This window comes from Mycobacterium sp. 48b (genome assembly GCF_048282725.1).
Taxonomy (GTDB): domain Bacteria; phylum Actinomycetota; class Actinomycetes; order Mycobacteriales; family Mycobacteriaceae; genus Mycobacterium.
On sequence record NZ_JBLVUL010000001.1, the window covers coordinates 2,696,068 to 2,714,652 of the forward strand.

Here is an 18,585-nt window from a genome sequence, read left to right on the forward strand (position 1 = left end):
CTCGAGGTGTGAGACGGGAGGAGAACCGATGATCGACGTCCTTCCCGACATGCCCGAGGGTGTGTTCGGTATCCGAGTGTCGGGTCGAGTGCGCGGTGACGATCTGCGCGAATTCCGGCCGACGATGGACGAATTGCTGGAGACCGGTGAGATCCGGATCGTCGAGGTCATCTCCCCGGACTATGAGGGGTTCGGAAGTGGCGGGCTCGTCGAGGATTTGAAGCTCGGCCTCGGTGTGCTGTTGCGCCATCACGCCGCCTTCAAACGGATCGCCGTGGTATCCGACATGGAGTGGGTCGCCCACGCCATGCACGCGTTCGCGTGGATGATTCCGGGGGAGCTGAAGGTCTTCGGGCTGGGCGAGCTCGACGCGGCCAAGGAGTGGGCAGCAGGCTGAGACCGGCGTCGGCCGTGTCACGATGTCGTCATGACAATCGTTCTCGTGCACGGCAATCCGGAGTCTGACGCGATTTGGGGCCCGTTGGTCGACGCACTCGGACGCCACGATGTCGTGCGGTTGTCGCCGCCAGGGTTCGGGGCTCCGTTGCCCGACGGGTTTTCGGCAACGTACGTGGCCTACCGCGACTGGCTGGAACGCGAGCTCGAGGCCATCGACGAACCGGTCGACCTTGTCGGGCACGACTGGGGCGGTGTGCATGTGGTCAACGTGATGATGCATCGAGCTGACCTCGTGCGCAGTTGGGCAAGTGACATCGTCGGAGTATTCGACCCCGACTACGTCTGGCCTGACACGGCCCAGGCGTGGCGGACGCCCGGCAAGGGCGAGCGTCTCGTCGAGAACATGCTGGGTGGCACGGTCCAGGACCGGACGGCCCTCTGGGCCGCCTTGCTGCCGAAGGACATTGCTGCGTCGATGGCACAAGCTCAGGGGCCGGAGATGGGGCAGGCGACCCTGCGCTTGTACCGCTCGGCCGGGGATCCCGGCGACATGGCCAAAACCGGCGGTGGGTTGGAGCGGGCGGCTGCTCGCCCCGGTCTCTCGCTGCTGGCGACGGCGGATTCGTACGTCGGGACGGAGGAAATTCGGCGCCGCGCGGCCGACCGGGCCGGTGCCGCCACGGTCGTGCTCGACGGCTTGGACCACTGGTGGATGGTGCAAGACCCGGCTGAAGGTGCGGCTGCGCTTTCTCAGTTCTGGGAATCACTCGACTGACGCGAGAACGCACGCGTCGCCGAGATCTACGCCATGGTTGCTGAGCGTCGCTCGCAACAACCGTGGTGTCGATTTCGGCGAGCAGGCAGCCGAGCGGGGAGTTCGGCGGAGTCGACCGTCGCCGAACTACCGGCCGCCTACTTGTTGAACTTCCCGCTCAGATACTCGACGCGACAAGCATTTCGGGCCAGCTTGCCGCTCGTCGTGCGGGGGATCACGCCGGCGGCGACCATCCGAACGTCGGCCACCCGGATCTGGTGGTGCCGTGACACGGCCGCGCGTATCGCATCGACGATCGGTTCGGGCTCGGCCCGGCCCGCACCCGCGGCCCGTTCGGCGACGACCACCAGTTCCTCGCCGCGGTCCCCGACCACGGAGAAGGCCGCGACGTAGCCGGAGCGCACGGCGGGTGACGCCGCGCTGACCGTGGTCTCGATGTCGGTCGGGTAGTGGTTGCGCCCGTCGATCAGGATCATGTCCTTGATCCGGCCGGTGAGGTACAGCTCGCCGTCGAGGTAGACCCCGAGATCGCCGGTGGCCAGCCAATGGCCGTTGTCGGGCACCTCCTCGGCGTGGCTACCGGTCGTCAGCCGGGTCTGCAGCTTGTTGGCGAACACCCGCTCGGTCTCGTCGGCGCGGCCGAAGTACCCCTGTCCGACATTGTTGCCGTGCAGCCAGATCTCGCCGACGGTGCCGTCGGCCACCTCGTCGCCGTCGGGGCTGGCGATGACCGCCCACTGGTTCGGGATCGGCTGGCCGCACGACACGTGTGCCACGGCACCCTCGTCGGTCGGCGCGACCGTGACGGCGCGCCCGGCGCTCAGCTGGTCGCGGTCGAGATACACCGCGCCGGCGGCCGCACTCGGAGCGATGCTCGCCACCGACAGCGTGGCCTCCGCCATGCCGTACGACGGCTTGATCGCGGTGGCGGGCAGCCCGTACGGGGCGAACGCCGAGGTGAACTTCTCGACGGCGCCCATGGTCACCGGCTCGGAGCCGTTGAGGAGCGTGACCACGTTGGTCATGTCCAGGGTCTCGCCCTGCGGCGGCAGGCCGCGTTCGGCGGCCAGCTCGAAGGCGAAGTTCGGGGCAGCGGCGAAGGTGCGACCGTGGGCAGCCTCTTCAGCGAGCCGCTTGATCCAGCGGTATGGGCGGCGGACGAACGCCATCGGGTCCATCAGGCTGATGTGGCCGCCGCACAGCGCCGGGAACATGATCATGATCAGGCCCATGTCGTGGTACAGCGGCAGCCAGCTGACACTGCGGATGCCGGTGTCCAGGTCGCCGGCCAGGATCATCTGGATGACGTTGGTACACACGTTGCGGTGGGTGATCTCCACACCGGCCGGGGTCCGGGTCGACCCCGATGTGTATTGCAGGTAAGCGATGTCGTCGGAATCGACCTCGGGGCTGACGTACATCTCGGCCAGGGTGTCGGGGACGGCGTCGACGGCGATCATGCGGGGCCGCTCGGCGGCCGGCAGGGTCTTGATGAAGGTGCGGACCGATTCGGCCGCTGCGGTCGTGGTGAGCACCACGGTGGGCCTGGCGTCGGCCAGCACGGCGGCCAGCCGCTCGGTGTGACCGGCCAGGGCCGGCGCGAACAGCGGGACGGCAATGTTGCCGGCGTGCACCGCCGCGAAGAAGGCCGCGACGTATTCGACCCCCTGCGGAGCCAGGATCGCCACGCGGTCGCGGGGCTTGGTGACCTGTTGCAGTCGGGCGCCGACAGCGCACACCTGCGCCCACAGGGCGTTCCAGCTGAGCTCGACGGCACGGCCATCCGGATCGGTCGAGTAGTCGAGGAAGCGGTATGACGGCTCGTCCCCGTAGATGAACCGGTTGCGATCCAGGAACGACGTCAGTGTGACGCCGTCGGGCACGACGATCGTGCCGTCGTCGCGAACGTAGTTCTCGATGTTCGACGCCGACGAATCAACAGCACTGGTTGCAGCGGGATCCCGACCCATAACCGGTAAGACTAATAGCGGCTCTAATAAAGCCTGGCAGCGTGGTCGCGTGTGGGTTGTCACGGGGTACCGAAAATGTGGCGTGCGTCTCTCTATCGGGGCCCGTCAACTGCATAAGTCCCGTTATTGTCCGTGAATTCCACGATCACCCTGCGCAGTGTGTCGTTGATCTCGACCGCGCACGTGAACGTCGCTCCCGTCCGCACCACCGGATTCTTCCCGTCGTTGCACGCGACCGCGACGACGCGGTTGGCCCCGTAGCCGTTGATGGGATCGGACAGGATCTGCGCCACCCCGGCCTCGGCCTGACGGACGTCGAGCCGGGTGCCCGTGGCGTCCGAGCGGCTCCACGCCCACACGCCGGTGCCGATCACGGCGAGTGCCACGACGGCGACGGCGGCACCCACATACAACCGCCGGTCGGAGAACGTGGGTGTGGGTGTGGGTCGCGAAGGCGGCTGCGGTGTGCGCGGTGGCGGAGGTGTCGCCGGTCGTGCCTGGTGCTGCGGTGGCGGGGGCTGTCGCCCGGGTGGTGACGTCCGCGCGGGCCACTGCGGATGGCGAGGTCCCGGTGCCGGCGTGCCGCCCGGCAGGGGTGCGCCGCCCGGCCGTGCCCACCACGGTTGCTCGGGACCGCTCATCGGCTCTCCTCGATTCGGCTCATCGGCTCACGCGAACCGTTGGTAGCACTGCGCGTCATCGCCTTGCAGGCCGGACCGGTAGGCGAGGATGCGCGTGAACCCGGCGGGCAGCACCCGGCCGTTGACGTCGCTGGCGGCCAGACCGTTGGTGAGCAGGCTGCTGATCGCCTCGTCGGTGTCACCGGCTGACAGCGTGATCGGCAGACCGGGCTCGGCCATCCTGGCCTGCCCGACGCCGGTGAGGCAGCCGGTGCGCATGGCGGCCACCGGAGTGTCGAGCGCCAGGCCTTTCTCGTGTTGCACGGCCAGCGCGTAGCGCGACGTAAGGACGGAGATCGCCGAGTTGTCGCCCTGTAGGAGCTCCTGCTCGTCGTTCTCGTTCCTGGCCTCTCCCAAGGCTTTCAGCCCGTCCAGATCCACCACGATGGTGTTGGTCGCCGGACAGTAGGACGCCGGTGGCGACGGCCCGGCGTCAGGACATGCGGCAGGCTCGGTGCTCAAGGACGGCGGGTTGGCGGGTGCGTAGACACTTCGAAGCGACTGCATCGTGTTGTCGAGCAGATTCTCGGTGATCGTGCTGTTGCCGCCCTGCGCTCCGCCGAAGAAGTCGAGGAACTTGGGCAGATCACCGCGGCGCTTCTTGATCTCGTCGGAGTCGATGGCCGCGCATTGGTCGACGTTGCCGCTGAAGCCGATCTGGAAGGCGCTGACCCGGTCGAGCGCCGACCCGTGTTCGTTGCCGGTGAGCGTGGCGTCGACCCGGGTCATCAGCGGATCGCGGATGTAGATCAGACCGCCCAGCACGTGGTTGAGTCCGTCGCCGGTGCTCAACTCGAAGCGCGGGGACTTGCCCGCGGCCACCCAGCGCAGGTAGACCCCGGCCAGGCAGTCGGCTTGCTGTTCTGCCACCAGTACGGGCGTGCTCTCGTTGATCAGCCGTGCCTGTTGCTGGACGGCATGGCCGTACTCATGGGCCATCACCCCGACCACGCCCATCTGGCCGAAATACTGTGCCGCAACGGGAATCGCCACGCCGCGGTCCCAGGCCATCACGTCGCTCTTGAGGCAGTAGAAGGCGTTGGTCAGCCCGACGGTGTCCTCCCCGCAGATCTGGAGGCCGGGGGACAGGTCGGAGTTGAACGAGACGAGCCGGGACACCGGGGTGAAGGTCCCCGGCAGAGAGCCGCCGGTGTAGTTCTGCGACCAGAAGTCCTCGATGTCGTCGACGGCGAGCAGGGCCAGGTCGTCGATCTGGCCGCCGTCGGTGTTCTCGGCCCGGCGGGTGGGTCCGGGGGCATCGGGCCGGATGCCGCTGTGGCCGTCGGTCACCGGGAGGCCGCCGACGCGGTCCGGCAGGAACAGCATCGAGGTCGCCCGGCCCTCGATCACCGTGGCGTTCCCGCAGCCGGCCAGCAGTGCCGCACAACAGACCAGACCGAACCACCAGCGAAGCCTCGCCAATTGAGCCGCCTTCCGTGCGATCCGCCTCAGCCAGTTCTACCTGCTCGTGCGGTTGCGCGGCACGGGCCGTCGATGACCTGCGCGACAATGGCACCCGTTATGTGCACGTTCGACGATCTGCTGGCCCGGGTGCTGGCCCGCGCGGCGATGCCGGGCACGTCCGTCATCGGGATCACGGGGGCGCCGGGCGCGGGCAAATCCACATTGACGGACGCATTGGTCGCGGCCGCGCGGGAGCGACTCGGCGCAGGCGCGGTGGCCCACGTGCCGATGGACGGATTCCATCTCGCCGATGTGGAACTGCGCCGGTTGGGCCGGCTCGGCCGCAAGGGTGCGCCCGACACCTTCGACGTTGCCGGCTATGCGGCGTTGTTGCGCCGCATCCGCGCGGGCACCGAGCTGGTCTACGCCCCCGGCTTCGAGCGTGAGATCGAGCAGCCGATCGCCGGCGCGATCCCGGTGCTCCCGGATGCGGCCGTGGTGCTCACCGAGGGAAATTACCTGTTGCTGGACGACCCCGGGTGGTCGTCGGTAGCCCACGAGATCGATGAAATCTGGTACTGCGCAATACAAGACGATGTGCGCGTCGCGCGTCTGGTGGCCCGGCACATCACTTTCGGCAAGCGGGCCGACGAGGCACGTCGTTGGGTTGCCGAGGTCGACGAGCCCAATGCGCGGCTGGTGGCAGGCACCGCGGCGCGGGCCGATCTGGCGGTATCCGTCGACTCCGTGATGCCCGACTCACACTGATGTCGTTTGTGTGGATAATCACGCCTGACGGAGTTGCTATAAGTATCAGCCGCGGCCAGAATCGAGTTGTAAATCTGGAATCATTCCAGAAAAAACATGCGAGATTGGATAGGTTGCGATGGCACTTTTGTCGATTGGTTCTCAGTTCCCGGAATACGACCTGACGGCCGTGGTTGGCGGAGATCTGTCCAAGGTCGACGCCAAGCAGCCCGATGACTATTTCACCCGCGTCACCAACAAGGACGACGAGGGCAAGTGGCGGATCATCTTCTTCTGGCCCAAGGACTTCACCTTCGTGTGCCCGACCGAGATCGCCGCGTTCGGCAAGCTGAACGAGGACTTCGAGGATCGCGACGCCAAGGTGATCGGAGTGTCGGTGGACAACGAGTTCGTCCACTTCCAGTGGCGCGCGCAGCACGAGGATCTGAAGAAGTTGCCGTTCCCGATGGTGTCGGACCTCAAGCGTGAGCTCACCGAGGCGGCCGGCGTGCTGAACGCCGACGGAGTGGCCGACCGCGCCACCTTCATCGTCGATCCCAACAACGAGATCCAGTTCGTCTCGGTGACCGCCGGCTCAGTGGGCCGCAACGTCGACGAGGTGCTGCGAGTGCTCGACGCCCTGCAGTCCGACGAGCTGTGCGCATGCAACTGGAAGAAGGGCGACCCGACGCTCAACGCCGGTGAGCTGTTGTCCGAGGCGGTCTGACGATGAGCATCGACAACATCAAGGAAGCCCTTCCGGAGTACGCGAAGGACCTCAAGCTCAACTTCGGCAGCATCGTGAAGTCGACCGAGCTCAACGAGCAGCAGCTGTGGGGCGCCCTGGTGGCCACCGCCGCGGCGACCAAGTCGGAGCGGCTGCTGAAGGAGATCTCCGAGGACGCCCTCGACGTGCTGAGCGCGGAGGCCTACAACGGCGCCCTCGGCGCTGCGGCGATCATGGGGATGAACAACGTCTTCTACCGCACCAAGGGGCAGCTCGACGGTCGCTACGACGACCTGCGGGCAGGCCTGCGGATGAACATCATCGCCAACCCCGGTGTGCCCAAGGAGGATTTCGAGCTGTGGTCGCTGGCGGTGTCGGCGATCAACGGTTGCTCGCACTGCCTGTCGGCGCACGAGACCGTACTGCGGGACGCCGAGGTGTCCCGCACGACGATCTTCGAGGCCATTCGGTTGGCTTCGATCGTGTCCGGGGTGGCCCAGGCGCTGCTCACCGCGGACGCACTCGCCGAGGTCTGATGCCCAGGCCCCGGAAAGGGGCTTAAGCGCATAACCCAACAGCTAAACTCGCCTCTCGCGATCCGAGAGGCGAGTTTTCTGTTGACGGCACCGGAGAGAAGTACCCGCACCCCACGCGTCGACGCCACCGTGCGCAAGGCGATCACCGGCGCGTCCATCGGTAACGCGGTGGAATGGTTCGACTTCGCCATCTACGGATTCCTGGCGACCTACATCGCCGCCAACTTCTTCCCGTCGGGCAACGAAACAGCGGCACTGCTCAATACTTTCGCGATCTTCGCGGCTGCGTTCTTCATGCGTCCGCTCGGCGGCTTCGTCTTTGGTCCGTTGGGGGACCGGCTGGGGCGGCAGCGCGTACTCGCCGTGGTGATCCTGTTGATGTCGGCTGCCACGCTGGGCATCGGCCTGTTGCCCACCTACGGCACGATCGGCGTGGCCGCGCCGTTGCTGCTGCTCCTGCTGCGGTGCCTGCAAGGGTTCTCGGCGGGCGGTGAATATGGCGGCGGCGCAGTATATCTCGCTGAGTACGCGACCAACCGGTGGCGCGGCTTCACCGTCACGTTCATCGCCTGGTCGGGGGTGCTGGGCTTCCTGTTGGGCTCGGTCACCGTCACGGTGTTGCAGGCATTTCTGCCGCCGGAGGCGATGGAGACCTACGGTTGGCGTATCCCGTTCCTGGTGGCCGCGCCACTCGGCCTGGTCGGTCTCTACATCAGGCTGCGGCTCGACGACACGCCCGAATTCGCCAAACTCGACGAGGCCGATCGGGTGGCCACGTCGCCGCTGCGCGAAGCGATCGGCAGCGCCCGCCGGGCGATCCTGCAAGTCATCGGCCTGTTCATCGTGTTCAACGTCGGCTACTACGTCGTCTTCACCTTCCTGCCGACCTACTTCATCAAGGCGCTGCACTTCAGCAAGACCCAGGCGTTCGTCTCCATCACCCTGGCCAGCCTGGTGGCGCTGATCCTGATCCTGCCGTTGGCCGCGCTGTCGGACCGGATCGGGCGCAGGCCGCTCTTGATCGCGGGCTCGGTGGGGTTTGCAGTGTGTGCGTATCCGCTTTTCCTGCTGATGAATTCGGGATCGGTAGCGGCGGCGATCGCCGGGCACTGTGTGCTGGCCGCGATCGAATCGGTCTACGTGGCGACTGCGGTGACCGCCGGCGTCGAACTGTTCGCCACCCGCGTGCGCTACAGCGGTTTCTCGATCGGCTACAACATCGCGGTGGCTTTGTTCGGTGGCACCACCCCATATGTGGTCACCTGGCTCACCGCAGCGACCGGCAACAACCTGGCGCCCGCGCTGTATCTCGTTGCCGCGGCCATCGTGTCGCTGGTCGCCGTGCTGACCTTGCGCGAGAGTGCGGGGCGACCACTTTCGGGTGTGGGCGACCCAACCGGGCAGCAACGTGCCACGATGACATCGTGAGCACGACAAGGGGACGCCCGGCAGGATCGAAGGCCGGGGTCCGCCCGACGAAAGCCGACGTTGCCAGGCTGGCCAACGTCTCCACGGCGACCGTCAGCTATGTGCTGAACAATGTTCAGGGGCAACGTATCTCGGAGCAGACCCAGGCGGCGGTGCGCAAGGCTGCGGCCGAACTCGGTTACCGGCCCAACCTGGCGGCCCGCAACCTCGCGGTCGGCGCCAGCGGTGTGGTGCTCTATATCGTGCCGCGCACCGATCTCGGCGAACTGCCCCTGGAGGTCGGCAGTCGGCTCACCACCGCGCTCGGCCGACACGGGATCGTTCTGTCGATGCAGCTTGAGACCGACGACGGTCAGAACATCGTCGACGCGGTTGCGAACCTGAACCCGGTGGCCGTTGCCGGCGTGTTCCCGCTCACCGGGGCCGCTGCGGCGGCAGTCGAAGCGGCGAGGATCCCGCAGATCTACCTGGGCAGCGAGAAGCTACGCGCACTCGGGTCTCTGCATCTGACGGTCGGGGCGATGCGGGTGGAGCATCTGATGTCGCGGGGACACACGCGCCTGGGCTTCGCCTATTCCGGCGCCGAGGTGCTGCGGCCGCTCGGCGACTACTGGTTGTCGGGTCTTCGGGTTGCCGCCGACGCGCAAGGCCTGCCCGAAATCAAGGTCGACAGCATCGCCACCGACGGGTCCGATGCGGCCGCTGTCGTGTCGAGATGGGTGTCCGCGGGGGTGACGGCGGTGTGTGCGCAAAGCGATGAGACGGCGTTCGTGGTCCTGCACGGGATACGGCGGGCCGGCTTGCGCTGCCCTGACGATCTCGCGGTCATGGGAGTTGACGCGATACCGCTGGGTGCGGTGAGTTCCCCGCCGTTGACCTCTGTCGTATTCGACGCCAAGACCATCGTCGATGCCGCGGTGCCGGCCATGATGGCCGAACTCGGATACCCCACGGTCGCCGACGTCGAGGACAACGACCCTGCCGGGCTCATCGTGCGCGACAGCACCTGAGCACCACACGCGAACGGCATACCGTAACCCGTACGGACCTTGTCCGGGGGTGGCCCCGACGTGTAACTTACGCGGGTAAGTAACTCTCCGCAGCCCTCAGAGAGGCGGACCGCCGTGAGTGTGAGCACCACCAATGACGTGTATTTCGATCCCTATGACGTCGAGATCAACGCCAACCCGTATCCGACGTTCGCCCGGCTCCGCGACGAGGCGCCGCTGTACTACAACGAGCAGCACGACTTCTACGCGTTGAGCCGTTTCGCCGACGTCAACAAGGGCCTGGTCGACCACGAGACCTTCAGTTCGGCTCGCGGTGCGATCATCGAACTGATCAAGGCCAACATCGACATCCCTTCGGGTGCCCTGATTTTCGAGGATCCACCGATCCACACCGTGCATCGCAAGCTGTTGGCCCGGATGTTCACCCCGCGCAAGATCAATGCGCTGGAGCCCAAGATCCGGGAATTCTGCGCACAGTCCCTGGATCCGCTGGTGGGCGCGGGCAAGGTCGACTTCATCAAGGATTTCGGCGCGATCATGCCGATGCGCGTGATCAGCGCGCTGCTGGGCATCCCCGAGGATGACCAGGAGATGATCCGCGACCACGGCAACGATCAGTTGCGGACCGAGGCCGGCAAGCCGATGAAGGCAGCCCAGGATGGCCTGGTCGACGGCTCGATCTTCGAGACCTACATCGACTGGCGCAAGGACAATCCGTCCGACGACATCATGACGGATCTGCTCAATGTCGAATTCACCGACGAACACGGTGTCACCCGCAAGCTCACCCGCGAGGAACTGCTCATCTACATCAACGTGGTGGCGGGCGCGGGCAACGAGACCACCACGCGGCTGATCGGTTGGGCGGCAAAGGTGCTCGCCGAACATCCGGACCAGCGGCGCCAGCTGGTCGAGAACCCCGCGCTCATCCCGCAGGCCATCGAGGAACTGCTGCGGTTCGAGCCGCCGGCCCCGCATGTGGCCCGTTACGTCACCCGCGACGTCGAGCTCCACGGCCAGACGGTCCCCGAGGGCAGCGTGATGATGATGCTGATCGGTGCGGCCGTCCGTGACAGCCGTCAGTTCCCACCCGACGGCGAGGTCTTCGACATCCACCGCGAGCAGCACCAGCACCTGGCGTTCAGCGTCGGCACCCACTACTGCCTGGGCTCGGCGCTCGCGCGACTCGAAGGCCGGATCGCGCTGGAGGAGATGCTCAAGCGCTTCCCGGAGTGGGAAGTCGATCTCGACAGCGCCGTGCTGTCGCCGACTTCGACTGTCCGCGGGTGGGATTCGATGCCGGCGTTGATCCCGTGAGCGGCACTTGCGGAGCGAACCGTAGCTGGACAAGCGGAAGTCGAGCCTGCGAGGCAACCGCATGACGGCTGCGCTGACCGTCCCCAAGGACTGGGCCCAGGTCACGCCCGAGTGGTTGACGGCAGCGTTGGCCGATCATCACCCGGATGTGGTGGTGGACCGCGTGACCATCGACATGCGTGACGACGGCACCAACCGCCGGGCGCGCCTGTCGGTCACGTACAAGCCGGGGCCGACCGGGCCTGCCACGGTGTTCGCCAAGGCCGTCGACCCCGGCCACAAGGAGATGATCAAGTACACCAGCGGGCTGCTGCACGAGCCCAGGTTGTTCAACTCGAAAGTCGACCTCCCGCTGGAACATCCGACGGTGTACGCCGCGCCGGTCGACGAGGGTGACGAAGACTTCATGTTGATCATGGAAGACCTCACCGCCCGTGCCGCCGATCCGCGCGATGCCACCCGCCCGCTGACGGTGGAACAGGCCGCGCACGGCGTGCGCGGTCTGGCCCGGCTGCACGGTGCGTTCTGGGGCGAGCGCGTGCGCCGTCCCGGTCTGGAGTGGCTTGAGCCGTTCGTGCCGTGGGACGGTATGCAGTGGGCGCCCTTGCCCGCTGCGCTCGAGCGGCTGGGTGACGATGCCCCGGCATCGGTTCACGCACTGACGATCGACCATCTGGTGGAAGGGATTTGGAAGCCCTTCATCCAGACCCTCACCGTGCCGGGCACCGCCCAGACCCTGCTGCACGGCGATCCGCACGTCGGAAACACCTACCTGTTGCCCGACGGGAACGTCGGGTTCCTCGATTGGCAGGTGGCCCGCCACGGCAACTTCTCCCTGGATCTCGGCTACTTCCTGCAGGGCGCGTTGACCACGGAAGACCGCCGGGTGTCCGAACGCCAGTTGCTCGAGGAGTACCGCGACGAGCTGGGCCTGCCCGCCGACGAACTGCCATCGCCTGATGAGATCTGGCTGCGCTACCGGGCCTCGGTGGCCCACGGCCTGATGACCTGGCTGGCCACCGCCAGCGCAGGCGAGCTGTGGCAGCGGCCCGACATCGCACTGGCGCTGGCGCAGCGATATTCGGCCGCGTACGAGGATCTGCAGACCGCGCAGGCGCTGGCCGATCTCGTCGGTTAGCCGGTATAACCAAAATCGCCCCGGATCGCCGTCCAGCCCCTAACCTGTCCGGCATGACAGGTGTGGTGGTGACAGGTGCAGCGTCGGGGATCGGCCGGGCCAGCGCGGAGGCGCTGATCGCAGACGGTCGGCGGGTTGCGTTGTGGGACATAGCCCCCGAGGTCCGCGATGTGGCCGACGGCCTGGGTATGCCCTCGGCCGTGATCGACGTGTGCGACACCGCTGCTCTGTCGGCGGCAGTCGAGGAGGCGGCCCAGGCGCTCGGCGGTATCGACGGCCTGGTGCATGCCGCGGGCCGCGTGCTCCCCGAACCGGTGGGTGCCTACACCGAGGATTCCTGGGACGCGGTGCTCGACGTGAATCTGCGCGCGCAGGCGCTGTTGGTGCAGCTGCTGTTACCTCACCTGGAGAGCTCCGCGAAAGACGGTGGATCGCCCGCAGTTGTCGGAATCTCCAGCATCGAGGGTCTGGCCGCCAACCCGTTCATCCCGGCTTACTGCGCCTCCAAGGCGGGCTTGCTCGGTATGACGCGGTCGATGGCTGCGCAGTTGGGCCCGTTGGGAATTCGTGTCAATGCCGTGTGCCCCGGCTTCATCCACACCCCGATGCTGCAGATCGCGTTGGACGTCGAGGAGATCCGTGCGAGCTTCGAGCAGGCCGCGCCGCTGGGCCGGCTCGGGCAGCCCGACGAGATCGGGGCAGCCGTGGCGTTCCTGATGTCACCGAAGGCGTCGTTCATCACCGGTACGCAACTCGTCGTGGATGGGGGAGTGACCAGCCGTCACGCCTGATTCGCCTGTGGCGGCGGTTGCGGCATGGCGCACCTACGCGGGGTCCATCCGAAAGATCGGCATCCGCCCCAGCAGCGCCTCGAACTCTTCGGGGCCACCGTCGGTCACCAGTCCGCCCTGACGAAGGAAGCCGACCCAGCCGGGAATCAGGCTGGGCAGCAGGCGAAGTAGTGGTCTGGCTTCCTCGTCGGAAAGTTCGATCACCCGTACCTGCTCGACTCGACGACCCCGACTTAGCCTCAATCCGTGGACTGACTTGAGTGGTGTGGTTCGACGGTGATTCTGACGGCGGTTTGTGGGGTGGGCAGGATGTAGCCGCTGGTCTGCCCAGCTTTTCCTGTGTGCTTCGGTGGGGCCTGTTCGGCGACGGTTAGACGGTTGCGGTAGCGGGTGGGCTGTAGCCGATGGTGTTGCGCCACAGGGTGAGCCAGTGCTCGGTCCAGGGCCAGTGGCTGGGTAGGTGCAGGATGGGTCGGCGTTGCGGTCGGGCCAGCCGTGCCGGGACGGTGATGATCGTGCGTCGCAAGGTGGCTCCCCGGGCCACTGCGTGCGCTCCACCGGCAAGCACACCGGCGGCGCGCAGCAGATTGTGGGCGATGGCCCCGCAGAGCACCCACGCGGAGTTGGCGCCGAATTGCCCGGAGGGCATGTGGGCCAAGGGGCCGGCGATCAGGTCGGCGAAGACAGTTTCGATGATCGCGTGTTGACGGTGGGTGATGTCGGCGTCGGCGGTTGGTAGGTCGGTGTTGGTGAAGAACGGGTGATACCGCCAGACCGGGAACAGGGCGTCGCGGAAGCGCGCATCTTTGACCCGACGTACCACCAGTCGGGCGGTGAAGCGGTCTGTGGTGGCCGCGAATGCGGTGTAGCTGATTTCGGCGACTTCGGCATCAGAGATCCACTCTCCGGTGTCGGGATCACGCACCGCGCCCGGGTATTTCACCGGTGTCCACGCCGCGTCGTCGATGGCGTTGATGGCCCGGTTGATCGCGCTGTTGCGGCCCATGACCACCGAGAATTGCGCACCATGGCGTCGGCAGGCGCCGACGACGGCGCGGGTGCCGTAGGACGAATCGCCGCGGACCAGGATCTGGCCGGTGACCCCGGCCGCTCGGGCCGTGGTGATGGCCTGGGCGACCATTCGACCGGCTCCTTTACCGGAGCCGGTCTTGCCGGCCCGCAGCCGCATCCCGGCGATCACCGGCGCCGCACCGGGGGTGCTGATCGTGGTCGCCAACGGCGAGAGTCCTTTGCGCAGGACCTGCTTGCCAGCGATTTTGGTGTGTCCGTAGGAGGCGCCTTGTTTGGCATGGCCGTAGACCGGTCGTAGCAGGGAGTCGATGTCGATGAACACACCGCTGTCGGATCCGGGTAGCAACTCAACGCGCCGGCAGAGGGCGGCCAAGTGTTCGCGCAGGACTGATTCGAGTTGGCGTGCGTGTCCGAAGGTGAACTCCCGCAACAGGGTTCCGATGGTTGATGGTGCGTACACATCGCCGAAGAGTGTTTTCATGCCCCCGGCCCGGACGATGTTGAGGTCATCAATGCTGTCGGCGCCGGCGCACATCCCGGCGATCACCGTGGCCAGCTTCGGTGCCGGATTCGCTGACCCGGATTTGATCTTCGGCGCGGGGATGAAGATCTTGTCAGCCAACAGATTCGGCAGGCCGGTCTGCTCAGCCAGTGTCATCACCGGCACCAGTCCGGCGCACGACACGAGATGATCCTCATCGAAGACCGCCGACGACGCAGCGAACCCGTGGGACACTTGCACTGGAAGTGCCTTTCTTAACTGGCCTGATTGATGCGTAGAGAACACCAATCCTCCCAGCTCAAGGGGCACTTTCCTTATATCGACACCCACCTACACAGGCAATTCATCGGTGGATCGAGGCTTAGCGTCGCGGTCTGGTCGGCCCGCACATTTGCGATCCACGCGGCCTCCGGTGCCGCCGCGACGTACTGCTTGCCGTCGACGAACATGGGTGTGACCGGTGTGGCGCGGGGTCGTCCGGATCTACGTCCGGTGACTGTGAGGATCACGGGACCCTTTGCGCCGAAGCTGAGTCCGAGCCGGGATAGCGCGACGATCGCTTTGTTGCCGGGCTTGATGTACCAGGGCAGCTTCACGGTTTCTCCAAATTGAGGAACAGGCTCAAGTTATGCCGCCCAGCCTAACGCTATATTGAGGGTGCGTGTCAAGTTAATTCTGGAGGTGCGATGCCTGCACAACGCGCGTTACGCGCCGATGCGCGCCGCAATCGCGAGAAACTGCTCGAAGCCGCGCAGGGCGAGTTTCAGGAGCGGGGACTCGGCGCTCCGCTCGAAGCGATCGCGGCGCGCGCCGGGGTCAGCATCGGGACGCTCTACAACCGATTCGCGACTCGCGAGGACCTCATCGACGCAGCGTTGCCCGCCCTGCTCGCGCAGACGCTGGAGGACCTGTCCGAGCGCGCGCTGTCCGCCGGCTCAGCGTGGGATCGCTTCGCCACCTTCATTTTTGGATTGTGTGATCTGCAAGCCGGCGATCATGCCTTCAGCGATGCCATGTGCACCTCGCGATACGCCTCGCCGGCGATCGAGCAGATCTGCCAGGCCAGTCTGGAACTCGGCTCACGGTTGATCGCCGGCGCTCAGGCCGACGGTTCGCTGCGTGCTGACGTCACCGTCGACGACCTGTTCACAGCGCTTTGGCTCAATGCTTGCCTGGCCGACAATGGCGGCCCGGATGCCGCTGCGGTCGCCCGCCGCCAAATTGCCTTGCTGCTCGACGGTCTACGCGCCGCCGCGGCTACTCCACTGCCGGCCGGCGCGGCCGAGGCCGCGACGGTTGCCGCGAGTCTGATGCAGTCCTAGCCCCGGCGTCGACTTAGTCGCTGGCAGGCAGGGGCTTGGCTTCTTTGAGGCTGAGCGCGGTGGTGCCGACCGACAGGGTGCCGGCTCCGGCCTTGGTGACGAGGACCTCGGCGCCGCCGTCGTCGACGTAGCGCTTGCCCATCAGGTTGCCATCCGAGAACGCCGCGTCGATCGTTGCGCCGGAATCCTTTTCGGCGTCGAGCGGGACCATCGCGACACCGCCGGCGCGGAGGTCGTCGAGGCTGTCGGCGCTGCGCACCACGATGACCTGGGTGTCGCACACCTGGCTCTGCAGGCGGGTGCCGTTCTTGATCATGCTGACTCCTTAGAGGCTGGTGCGAGTTCGTCGACGAGTTGGCGGCGCAGGACTTTGCCGGTCGGGTTGGTGGGCAGCTCGTCGCGGAACACGACCCGGTCAGGGGTACGTGAACCACGCAACTGCTTGCGCACATGATCGCGCAACGCATCCGGGTCGGGGGAGGTGCCCTCGACCGGCACCACGACGGCCACGATGATCTGTCCCCACTGGGGGTCCTCGGGGCCGACGACGGCGACGTCGCGCACCTCGGGATGCTCGACGAGCACATCCTCGATCTCGGCCGGGGCGATGTTCTCCCCGCCGCGAATGATGGTGTCGTCGGATCGTCCACCGATGAACAGGTAGCCGCCTTCGTCGAGCATCGCGACGTCCTTGGTGGGGAACCAGCCTTCGTCGTCGAGAACCGACCCGATGTCGGTGTAACGGCCCGACACCTGCTCACCCCGCACGAACAATTCGCCGGTCTCACCGGAACCCAGCACGGTACCGTCGTCGGCCCGGATCTGGACCTCGATGCCGGGCACCACCTGGCCCACCGATCCGAGCCGCCGGGCGCCGGCCGCATCCTCGGCAGCCAGCGCTTCCCGGTGATCGTCGGGGCCCAGAACGGCAATGGTGGAACTGGTTTCGGTCAGTCCGTAGGCATTGACGAAGCCGACGTTCGGCAACAGCTGAAGTGCTTTGCGAACCAGGGGCAGCGCCACCTTGGAGCCGCCGTAGGCGAGGTTGCGCAGGGTGGGCAGCTCGAGGCCGGCGGACTCCAGCGCGGTCACGATGCGGTCCAGCATGGTCGGCACCACCGTCGCGGAGGTGACGCCTTCGGTGCGCACCAGCTCGACCCATCTGCCGGCGTCGAAGTGGCGCAGGTAGACCATCTTCCGGCCGGCGTACAGGTTCGACATGGCCGCGCTGACCCCGGCGATGTGATACGGCGGGACGCAGATCAGGGCGGCGTCTTCCTCTGCCGCCGAGGCGAATTCGACTGTTCCGGTGATGTAGCTGGTGAGGTTGTTGTGGGTGAGCTCGACGGCCTTGGGACGTGAGGTGGTGCCCGAGGTGAACAGCACGACCGCGACCGCGTCGGGGTCGGCGAACTCGGCTGCGGGTTCAGCGTCGCGCGCCGCGGTCAGGAACTCCTCGGAGGTGATGACCTGCTTGCCCGCTCCGGCGACGACATCGGCGTATTCGGCGTCGGTGACCACCAGCGGCTCGGGCAGCCGCTCGATCAGTTCGTGCAGACCGTCTCGGCTGAGGCGGTAGTTCAGGGGGGTGAACGGAACAGCGGCACGGGCAGAGGCGAACAGCAGCAACGGCAGCATCGCGCCGCCGGTGCCGACATAGGCCACGTGGGCTGCCCCGGACGCCGCGATCACACCGGCGCCGCCGTCGGCCAGAGCGCTGAGTTCCTCGGTGGTCAGGCGGAGATCGTCGGACACCACTGCGGTGCGGTCTCCTCCACCCGAGACCGCCATCTCCAGCAGTAGCGAGATGCTCATAGGCCCTGTCCCGGCGCGTCGATGAAGATGTCGATGATCGGATTATCCCCGCCGCCGTAGCGGGAGAGGTCGGTGACACCGGAAGCGGTGAGCACTTCCGAGTCGACGAAGGTCTGACCGTTCACCTCGGCGGCCGGGCGCGACAGGATCTCCACGGCCGCATCCGCCATGATCTCGGGGGTACGGGACTGTGAGGCCATCTTGTCGCCGTCGGCGAGGTTGGTCACCGCGGCGGTGGCGATGTAGGTCTCGGGCCACAGGCAGCTGAAACCGATGCCCGCGTCCGCGTACTCGGCCGCCCAGCCCAGAGACAGCAGTGTCATGCCGTACTTGGACAGGGTGTAGGAGGGGTGGGCGCCCAGCCAGTAGGGGTTCATGTTCATCGGCGGGGCCAGGGTCAGCACCTGCCCGTTGGTGGATTTTCGCAGGTGCGGCAACGCGGCCTTGGTGAGCAGGAAGGTGCCGCGGATGTTGATGTCCATCATCAGGTCGAACTTCTTGGCCGACAGCGTCTCGGTGGGGTCGGTCGAGATGGCGCTGGCGTTGTTGATCACGATGTCGACGCCGCCGAAGTGCTCGACCGCGGTCTCGACCGCGCGGGCCACGTCCTCTTCCTTGCGCACATCGCCCACGACCGCGACGCCCTTGCCGCCCGCGGCCTCCACCTCGGCAACCGCGGTGTGCACGGTGCCGGGCAGCTTGGGGTGGGGTTCGGCGGTCTTGGCCAGCAGCACCACGTTCGCTCCGCGGCGGGCGGCGCCGAGCGCGATCGCCAGTCCGATACCGCGGCTGCCGCCCGATACGACCAGCGTGCGATCGGTGAATGACTCCTGCTGGCTGGACATGGTCCTCCTCGTCGAGCGCAGCGTCCGCTATGCGCCGTGTGTCAACCGTACCGAAATGGTATTGGCATTCTCATTTTTAGCAAGTGTCGTAATCGTGGCGTGCACCGCCCGCGGAAACGGCGTCCACCACTCCCGTTCGCTCGTGTC

20 protein-coding genes are annotated in these 18,585 nt (G+C 66.6%); 11 read left to right on the forward strand and 9 right to left on the reverse strand.

Features of this window, described 5'->3' with window-relative positions; all coding sequences use genetic code 11:
* The first annotated feature begins 28 nt into the window (after positions 1 to 28).
* Positions 29 to 397: an STAS/SEC14 domain-containing protein gene (locus ACNQR1_RS13195; RefSeq protein WP_418046621.1), complete on the forward strand. Its 369-nt coding sequence runs from the start codon at positions 29 to 31 to the stop codon at positions 395 to 397.
* A gap of 30 nt (positions 398 to 427) precedes the next feature.
* On the forward strand, positions 428 to 1,174 hold the full coding sequence (locus tag ACNQR1_RS13200; protein WP_418046623.1) for an alpha/beta fold hydrolase: 747 nt from the start codon (positions 428 to 430) through the stop codon (positions 1,172 to 1,174).
* Positions 1,175 to 1,311: 137 nt separating this feature from the next.
* Here ACNQR1_RS13200 and ACNQR1_RS13205 read toward each other — a convergent pair whose 3' ends face one another.
* From ACNQR1_RS13205 to ACNQR1_RS13215, 3 genes are all read right to left on the reverse strand, one after another.
* Positions 1,312 to 3,144, reverse strand: coding sequence for a fatty acyl-AMP ligase (locus ACNQR1_RS13205; RefSeq protein ID WP_418046625.1), 1,833 nt, complete (start codon positions 3,142 to 3,144; stop codon positions 1,312 to 1,314).
* Between the two features lie 92 nt (positions 3,145 to 3,236).
* Positions 3,237 to 3,785 carry a DUF4333 domain-containing protein gene (locus tag ACNQR1_RS13210; protein ID WP_418046627.1) on the reverse strand — a complete coding sequence of 183 codons (549 nt, stop codon included), beginning with the start codon at positions 3,783 to 3,785 and terminating at the stop codon, positions 3,237 to 3,239.
* Between the two features lie 27 nt (positions 3,786 to 3,812).
* A complete protein-coding gene (locus ACNQR1_RS13215; protein ID WP_418046629.1) occupies positions 3,813 to 5,246 on the reverse strand; it encodes a peptidase in 1,434 nt (477 codons plus the stop codon).
* An 87-nt stretch (positions 5,247 to 5,333) separates the two neighbouring features.
* Between ACNQR1_RS13215 and ACNQR1_RS13220 the strand changes: the two genes are divergently transcribed.
* The 8 genes from ACNQR1_RS13220 to ACNQR1_RS13255 all read left to right on the forward strand — a co-directional run bounded on the left by ACNQR1_RS13220 (position 5,334) and on the right by ACNQR1_RS13255 (position 12,922).
* The gene (locus ACNQR1_RS13220; RefSeq protein WP_418046631.1) at positions 5,334 to 5,996 is read left to right on the forward strand and encodes a nucleoside/nucleotide kinase family protein; all 663 of its coding nucleotides are present in this window, start codon (positions 5,334 to 5,336) and stop codon (positions 5,994 to 5,996) included.
* A 118-nt stretch (positions 5,997 to 6,114) separates the two neighbouring features.
* The gene (locus tag ACNQR1_RS13225) at positions 6,115 to 6,702 is read left to right on the forward strand and encodes a peroxiredoxin (protein ID WP_418046633.1); all 588 of its coding nucleotides are present in this window, start codon (positions 6,115 to 6,117) and stop codon (positions 6,700 to 6,702) included.
* Positions 6,703 to 6,704: 2 nt separating this feature from the next.
* The gene (gene ahpD, locus ACNQR1_RS13230; protein WP_418046635.1) at positions 6,705 to 7,238 is read left to right on the forward strand and encodes an alkyl hydroperoxide reductase AhpD; all 534 of its coding nucleotides are present in this window, start codon (positions 6,705 to 6,707) and stop codon (positions 7,236 to 7,238) included.
* An 81-nt stretch (positions 7,239 to 7,319) separates the two neighbouring features.
* Complete coding sequence (locus ACNQR1_RS13235) at positions 7,320 to 8,666, forward strand: MFS transporter (RefSeq protein ID WP_418046636.1); 1,347 nt, start codon at positions 7,320 to 7,322, stop codon at positions 8,664 to 8,666.
* Positions 8,663 to 9,676, forward strand: coding sequence for a LacI family DNA-binding transcriptional regulator (locus ACNQR1_RS13240; protein WP_418046638.1), 1,014 nt, complete (start codon positions 8,663 to 8,665; stop codon positions 9,674 to 9,676). The genes ACNQR1_RS13235 and ACNQR1_RS13240 overlap by 4 nt, the downstream gene beginning before the upstream one ends.
* Before the next feature lie 114 nt (positions 9,677 to 9,790).
* Positions 9,791 to 10,993, forward strand: a complete 1,203-nt coding sequence (locus ACNQR1_RS13245; protein WP_418046640.1) for a cytochrome P450 — start codon at positions 9,791 to 9,793, stop codon at positions 10,991 to 10,993.
* 61 nt (positions 10,994 to 11,054) lie between these two features.
* Entirely contained in the window at positions 11,055 to 12,131 is a 1,077-nt protein-coding gene (locus ACNQR1_RS13250; protein ID WP_418046642.1) for a phosphotransferase, read from the forward strand.
* Between the two features lie 53 nt (positions 12,132 to 12,184).
* Positions 12,185 to 12,922 (forward strand): SDR family NAD(P)-dependent oxidoreductase, encoded by a 738-nt coding sequence (locus ACNQR1_RS13255; RefSeq protein WP_418046644.1) that lies wholly within the window; start codon positions 12,185 to 12,187, stop codon positions 12,920 to 12,922.
* 33 nt (positions 12,923 to 12,955) lie between these two features.
* On the opposite strand, the gene ACNQR1_RS13260 is transcribed toward ACNQR1_RS13255, so the two are convergent.
* The 3 genes from ACNQR1_RS13260 to ACNQR1_RS13270 form a co-directional block, all read right to left on the reverse strand.
* The gene (locus ACNQR1_RS13260; RefSeq protein ID WP_418046646.1) at positions 12,956 to 13,126 is read right to left on the reverse strand and encodes a hypothetical protein; all 171 of its coding nucleotides are present in this window, start codon (positions 13,124 to 13,126) and stop codon (positions 12,956 to 12,958) included.
* Between the two features lie 166 nt (positions 13,127 to 13,292).
* A complete protein-coding gene (locus ACNQR1_RS13265) occupies positions 13,293 to 14,696 on the reverse strand; it encodes an IS1380 family transposase (RefSeq protein ID WP_011768002.1) in 1,404 nt (467 codons plus the stop codon).
* Between the two features lie 74 nt (positions 14,697 to 14,770).
* The gene (locus ACNQR1_RS13270; protein WP_418046648.1) at positions 14,771 to 15,052 is read right to left on the reverse strand and encodes a nitroreductase/quinone reductase family protein; all 282 of its coding nucleotides are present in this window, start codon (positions 15,050 to 15,052) and stop codon (positions 14,771 to 14,773) included.
* Positions 15,053 to 15,142: 90 nt separating this feature from the next.
* On the opposite strand from ACNQR1_RS13270, the gene ACNQR1_RS13275 reads away from it, so the two are divergent.
* The gene (locus tag ACNQR1_RS13275; protein WP_418046650.1) at positions 15,143 to 15,778 is read left to right on the forward strand and encodes a TetR/AcrR family transcriptional regulator; all 636 of its coding nucleotides are present in this window, start codon (positions 15,143 to 15,145) and stop codon (positions 15,776 to 15,778) included.
* Positions 15,779 to 15,791: 13 nt separating this feature from the next.
* Here the strand turns inward: ACNQR1_RS13275 and ACNQR1_RS13280 are convergent, their stop codons facing one another.
* From ACNQR1_RS13280 to ACNQR1_RS13290, 3 genes are read right to left on the reverse strand one after another with little or no spacing between them, the layout of a single operon-like run.
* Positions 15,792 to 16,094, reverse strand: a complete 303-nt coding sequence (locus tag ACNQR1_RS13280) for a hypothetical protein (protein WP_418046652.1) — start codon at positions 16,092 to 16,094, stop codon at positions 15,792 to 15,794.
* On the reverse strand, positions 16,091 to 17,593 hold the full coding sequence (locus tag ACNQR1_RS13285; protein WP_418046654.1) for a class I adenylate-forming enzyme family protein: 1,503 nt from the start codon (positions 17,591 to 17,593) through the stop codon (positions 16,091 to 16,093). The genes ACNQR1_RS13280 and ACNQR1_RS13285 overlap by 4 nt, the downstream gene beginning before the upstream one ends.
* Positions 17,590 to 18,438: an SDR family oxidoreductase gene (locus tag ACNQR1_RS13290; protein WP_418046656.1), complete on the reverse strand. Its 849-nt coding sequence runs from the start codon at positions 18,436 to 18,438 to the stop codon at positions 17,590 to 17,592. Before ACNQR1_RS13290 ends, ACNQR1_RS13285 begins: the two co-directional genes overlap by 4 nt.
* Positions 18,439 to 18,585: the final 147 nt, after the last annotated feature.